The following is a 5,403-nucleotide window of genomic DNA, read 5'->3' as shown; positions in this document are numbered from 1 at the left end:
CAAGTCGTGCGGGCCGTCGGCGCGGCCCGGAGTGTGTCGGTTGTGGGCGTCGTGTTGTGGGGGGGGGGGGGGGGGCGGGCCGGCCCCGGGCCGCCCCCCCCACGACGCGAAAGCTGTTCGAGACACACTGATTGAGCCTCGGGAACAAGGGAGTTCTGCGATGACACCAGGGATGCAGAAGGCGATGGCATTCAGCGGCGCGGCGTTCGTGCTGCTGTTTTTCCCCTCGATGCTGATGGTCGGTTTGCTTCCGCCCATATCGCCGATGCGGACCGCTACCGAGGTAGCCCACTTCTGGTCGACGAACACCGGCCTGAAGCGGCTGGGACTTGTCCTGATGCTCGCCGCCTCGGGCTTGCAGGCCCCATTCGGTGCGCTCCTCGCGGTGCGGATCAGGCAGATGGAGGGTGGCCGCTATTCCGCATTGGCCTACACAGAACTCGTTGGGGTCGCGCTTGCGGTGATGGCCATCATCGTGCCGGTCTTTATGTTCGCCGCCGCGTCGTACCGTCCCGAGCGCGATCCGCAGATCACTCAAGCTCTGAATGACCTCGGTTGGCTTCCCTTCATCATGAACTGGCCGCCCGCAATGATCCAGGGTTTGGCGGTTGGATTCGCGATTTTCGGCGCGAAGCGCGAGATTTGGCCCCGGTGGCTGGGCTACTTCAACGTCTGGTGCGCGTTCATTTTTTGCGCAGGCGGTTTGGTGGTGCTGTTCAAGGACGGCGTATTCGCGTGGAACGGTCTGCTGGCGTTCTGGCTCGCAGCCGTTTTCTTTGGAACCTGGTTCTTCGTTATGAGTTGGCAGTTGTGGGTGAGTGTTCGCGTCCCGGAAAGCGACTCGATCACCTCGGTGACGTCCGAGGATGAGCCGCGGCGGGGCCAGCTGCAGCGATGACCTCAGTTCGGCAATTGCGGGTGCAAGAGGCGGTCTCTGACTTAGGCCGTTCACCGCGGAAAATCCCTGGCGAAGAGGGGATTTGGGTCTTCGTACTGGGCGACATGACGGTGTTCGCCCTGTTCTTCGCGACTTTCATGTATTCCCGCGGGAAGAACCGCGCGGTTTTCGCGCGCGACCACGCCGAGGTGCATGTCGCGCTCGGCACCATCAATACCGTTCTGCTGCTGTCGAGTTCGTTGCTGGTGGTGCTTGCCGTCCAGCGGGTCCTGGCCGGACGACGGGAGGGCTCGTGGCGGCTGATCGCGGGAGCGCTGTCTTGCGGGGTCGGCTTCGTCGTCGTCAAGGCCGTCGAATGGACCCAGTTGTTCGCCGCCCACAAGGGGGTGGGTAGCGGCGAATTCTTTTCGTACTACTTCATGTTCACCGGCATCCACTTGTTGCACGTGTTGATCGGCCTCGCGATCTTGAGTCGGTTGATCGTCGTTATCCGGCGGACGGATTTCGGGGATAAGCAGGAGCGACTCTGTGAGACCGGCGGAATCTTCTGGCACATGGTCGATTTGCTATGGGTGGTACTGTTCGCCCTGTTCTATCTGGTGAGGTGACCGCAGTGACGTCGATGACCGCAACCCGCCGCGTAACGATGGTGTGGGTGCTGCTGCTGGCGCTGACCTTCGGATCGTTTCTGGTCGGGGTCGAACAGGGTACCGGATACGCTTCGGTGGGAGCGGTGATCATCGTGGGCATCGCGATGCTCAAGGTGCGGCTGATCGGCTTGCACTTCATGGATGTGCGGTCCGCCCCGCTCGCCCTGCGCGCGCTGTTCGAGGGCTATGCGCTCGTGGTTTTCCTGGTTCTCGTCGCCCTCGACGTTTTCGTCGTGTCATAGCCGCGCCCTCACCCGAGAATCATATGAGAGAGGTTGAAGCGAAATGGCGGCTGAGACAACTCATTCGATCGATATCGACGGCGCGGACGAACACTCAGCGGACGATGGCCCGCGCCGGGCCACGGGTACGGCAGCCTGTACACCGCGATGACCTTGACGGCCTTCCACCGGGCGCGTTGTGGGCGGCCTATTGGAAGGCCGCACACGACGGATTAGCCGGGTGGGCAATCGATCTGACGGGCGGCCAAGGGTTGGTGCCAACACCTCACCGCGTGGGTCGAGCGGGTGCGCCCGGCCTTGGTCGCACTCGACGAGTACGGCAACGGAGCCATGCGCCAGCGACGCGCATGGTGCAAACGCCACAACGCGATCGACACCATCACAGAAGCCGCAGCCGCCACACTAGGAACTAATGGATAGCGTCGGTTCAAATGGGTGCCATTTCAAAAGATTTCGAGCTGTGCGACCAAGGATCCACGTCTTTTCTTCCGCCGACAGTGATGGGCAATGGCGAATCGCGAATAGGCTTTCGCCCCAGTTGGCTCGTCGACGGCTCGCGGTGTAGTCGCTGGCCCACATGACGCGCTCGGGTCCGAAAGCGTCGACCGCTCGACGCAGCTTGCGGTCTAGATCGGGGAAAGGGTAGGGCGTATTCGAGAGGAAGGACGGAGCGTGCGCCCATTTGTAGGCGACATTGGGATAGCGCGCCATCGCCATCGCGTCGTCGATGGTGGCGTCCCCAGGTGGTGCGTCGAATGCCGCTCCGCAGTGGTCGATGACGAACTGGATGTCGGGAAAGCGTTCGGCGTATTGCGCTAGATGCGGCACCCGGTTTGGGCAGGTGACGAAGACCGGAATGTTATGCGGGCGTGCGGCTTCCAGGAGTCGGTCGTGGCCGCCGGACTCGAACAGCGCGCCTTGGCCCGGGTCGATGACTAGGGTGCGCAGTGCCTTGAAGCCGGGTGCTGCGCTCAGCGTATCGATCCAACACTCAATGCCGGGGTCTAATGGGTCGACTCGCATGAGAAACGCAAAACGCTCGGGATAGCGCAGCGCGGCCGCCTCGGCGTTGGGTCCGATGCTGCGAAAGGCGCGGTTGGCCAGGCGATAGCCAGGGTACAGTGCCCCGTCCTCGGCCGCCTCCGCGCATTCGTCGTAGAGCAGCCCCTGGATGCCCAGCGCATCCATGATCGCCAGCGTGACCTCGGTGCCCAGCAGATTGGCATGTACCTGGGTGTCGACGATGTCCATGAGTTCTTCCGGTTCCCGCCCGGCGGCTGGGCGTTGAATTAATCTCGCTTGCTGGCAGCGCTTTTCGCCGCTCGGCTTATTCGAGCAATCCCGATTCTCGGATCGACTCGGCGAGGGGTTCTAAGACGGCTGGATCATGCGGCGGTAGCAGGTACACGACCGCAAGTTCGAGTCGTTCGGCCGCCATGGCCGCCACCTGGTCGAGGACCTGCCCGTAGTTGCGGTCGCTATCGAGGAGAAAGTGTGCGCATAGCGTGATTTCTTTTGGGTCGCGTCCAACGTCTGCGCAGTGGGCCGCCAGCGCATCTCGCTTGCGGGCAAATTCCGCCGGCGTGCCGTCGCCGAAGTCCCAGCGTTGTGCGTAGCGGGCGGTGAGGCGCAGCGTCCGTTTCTCTCCTTTGCCGCCGATCAGGATCGGCGGATGCGGCAGCTGCGGCCCCTTGGGCTCGTTACGGGCGGCCTTGAGCTGGTAGTAGCGGCCGGCAAAATCCGTGGTGTCGCGTGTTAACAGACTGATCAGTACTTGGCAGGCCTCGTCGAACCGGTCGAAGCGTTCCTTAATGCTGCCCAATTCGATGCCGTAGGCGTTGGATTCTTCCTCGTTCCAACCCGCGCCGATCCCCAGCTCGAGCCTGCCGCCCGAGATGATGTCGAGGGCGGCGGCCATGTTGGCCAGTACCGCGGGGTGGCGATAGTGCATACCGGTCACCATCGTGCCCAGCCGCAGTCGGGTGGTGGCCTGCGCCAGCGCGGTCAGCGTGGTCCATCCTTCCAGGCATGGGCCCCGGGAGTCACCGCCGAAGATGGGATAGAAGTGGTCGAAGGTGAATCCGGACTCGAAGACGTTGATGTCGTCGGCCGCTTTCCACACGGCCAGCATCTGTGGCCAGGTGGTGTTTTGTGGTGAGGTTTTGAATGCAAATCGCATGGAATGACTTACCTCAGCTCTCTGCTTGTCCAGATGATTGTTGTTGCACGTCTTGACGTGTGGTGGCGTGCGCCGGCGTTCTGATGCGCAGGCTCACCCATCCGAGCAGTCCGACCCACAGCAGGGGCAGCGCGGCCCCCGGCAGGATGTGTCGTGCCGGGAGGATCCCGTTGGCCACGTAGATGAGGGTGGCGACTAGATCCACGCTCTGGATGCCTAGCATGGTGGTAATCCAAAGGCGGTAGCGTGGTGGGTCTTTCGCGGCAGCGAGCATCCCGATTCCGTAGCCGATGAACCGGGCACCGGCCGTCGCCAGAACGAAGGCTACCCAGGGTGGGGCGGCGGACGCTGCACCGAGCGTCGCGGCGACGGCACCCGGGCGAGCTAAATAGCTTGCTCCGCAGATGATCTGGATAATGCCGATGACGGCAAGTAGGGCGCGTTCGATCCGCATATGGTCGGGCTTTCGATGGCGCGTGTGGTGACCTAGGCAGCGGTGTTGGGGGTTAGAGCCCGTACGCGCTGCAGTTCGGGCGCGTCGACCGGCAGTCCTTGATTGTCGTAACGGGGGGTATACGGCTGCTGCAGCCGATCGAGTTCGTCGCCGGTCAGTGTGATGTCAAGAGAGGCGATGGCGTCGTCAATGTGGGCGGTGGTGTTTGCGCCGACGATGGGGGCGGCGACTACCGAGTTATGATGCAACCAGGCCAAGGCGATGCTCGCGCGGGACGCGCCGTGGGCCGTCGCGATATCGCCGACGGCGTCGATGATGGCTCGGTCGGCTTCGGCGGTCTGATCGCTGTAGAACAGGCTGAGCCCCGGATCGGACTGTGAACGCGTGGTCGCCGTCTTCTCCGACGGGCGGGCAAGCCGGCCGCGCGCCAGCGGGCTCCACACCATGGTGCCCACGCCTTCGTCGGCGCACAACGGCAGCATCTCGCGTTCTTCCTCACGGGCGAGCAAGTTGTACTGGTCTTGCATGGTGATGAATCTGGCCCAGCCGTAGCGGTTTTGCAGGTGCAGCGCCTTGGCGAATTCGAAGGCCCGCATCGACGAGGCCCCCGGGTAGCGGGCTTTGCCGGCTTTGACGACGTCGTGGAGGGCCTCGAGGGTCTCTTCGATCGGGGTGTGGGGGTCGAGGCGGTGGATCATGTAGATGTCGACGTAGGCGGTGCCCAGCCGGCGCAGGCTGGCGTCGATCTCGGTCATGATCACTTTGCGGGACAGCCCTTGACCATTGGGAGTTGAGCGCATCGGCGAGCACACCTTGGTACAGATGACGACGTCGTCGCGGTCGGCGAAGTCGTCGAGCGCGCGGCCCAGGATCTCCTCGCTGCCTCCCAGCGAGTAATAGTTCGCGGTGTCGAAGAAGTTGATCCCGGCCTCGAGCGCGTGCTTGATCAGTGTCCGGCTGGCGTCTTCGCCGAGAGACCA

At 63.3% G+C, this 5,403-nt stretch carries 7 protein-coding genes; 3 read left to right on the top strand and 4 right to left on the bottom strand.

Annotated elements, in window-relative coordinates; all coding sequences use genetic code 11:
• The first annotated feature begins 160 nt into the window (after window positions 1–160).
• The 3 genes from A5695_RS06600 to A5695_RS06590 are packed head-to-tail and all read left to right on the top strand — an operon-like array spanning window position 161 to window position 1,790.
• Window positions 161–898 carry a hypothetical protein gene (locus A5695_RS06600; RefSeq protein ID WP_156749490.1) on the top strand — a complete coding sequence of 246 codons (738 nt, stop codon included), beginning with the start codon at window positions 161–163 and terminating at the stop codon, window positions 896–898.
• On the top strand, window positions 895–1,506 hold the full coding sequence (locus A5695_RS06595) for a cytochrome c oxidase subunit 3 (RefSeq protein ID WP_068079323.1): 612 nt from the start codon (window positions 895–897) through the stop codon (window positions 1,504–1,506). The genes A5695_RS06600 and A5695_RS06595 overlap by 4 nt, the downstream gene beginning before the upstream one ends.
• Before the next feature lie 14 nt (window positions 1,507–1,520).
• A complete protein-coding gene (locus tag A5695_RS06590) occupies window positions 1,521–1,790 on the top strand; it encodes a cytochrome C oxidase subunit IV family protein (protein WP_068079325.1) in 270 nt (89 codons plus the stop codon).
• Between the two features lie 402 nt (window positions 1,791–2,192).
• Here A5695_RS06590 and A5695_RS06585 read toward each other — a convergent pair whose 3' ends face one another.
• From A5695_RS06585 to A5695_RS06570, 4 genes are all read right to left on the bottom strand, one after another.
• The gene (locus A5695_RS06585; protein WP_068079322.1) at window positions 2,193–3,041 is read right to left on the bottom strand and encodes an amidohydrolase; all 849 of its coding nucleotides are present in this window, start codon (window positions 3,039–3,041) and stop codon (window positions 2,193–2,195) included.
• Window positions 3,042–3,117: 76 nt separating this feature from the next.
• Window positions 3,118–3,969 (bottom strand): LLM class F420-dependent oxidoreductase, encoded by an 852-nt coding sequence (locus A5695_RS06580; RefSeq protein WP_068079321.1) that lies wholly within the window; start codon window positions 3,967–3,969, stop codon window positions 3,118–3,120.
• A gap of 13 nt (window positions 3,970–3,982) precedes the next feature.
• A complete protein-coding gene (locus tag A5695_RS06575) occupies window positions 3,983–4,423 on the bottom strand; it encodes a hypothetical protein (RefSeq protein ID WP_068079320.1) in 441 nt (146 codons plus the stop codon).
• 32 nt (window positions 4,424–4,455) lie between these two features.
• Window positions 4,456–5,403 (bottom strand): aldo/keto reductase (locus tag A5695_RS06570; RefSeq protein WP_068079319.1); only part of this gene is annotated, 948 nt, incomplete at its 5' end.

It is taken from the genome of Mycobacterium sp. E1747, from assembly GCF_001667775.1.
GTDB lineage: Bacteria > Actinomycetota > Actinomycetes > Mycobacteriales > Mycobacteriaceae > Mycobacterium.
Note: the sequence above shows the minus strand (reverse complement) of the source record. Positions and strands in the feature narration are given on the sequence as shown.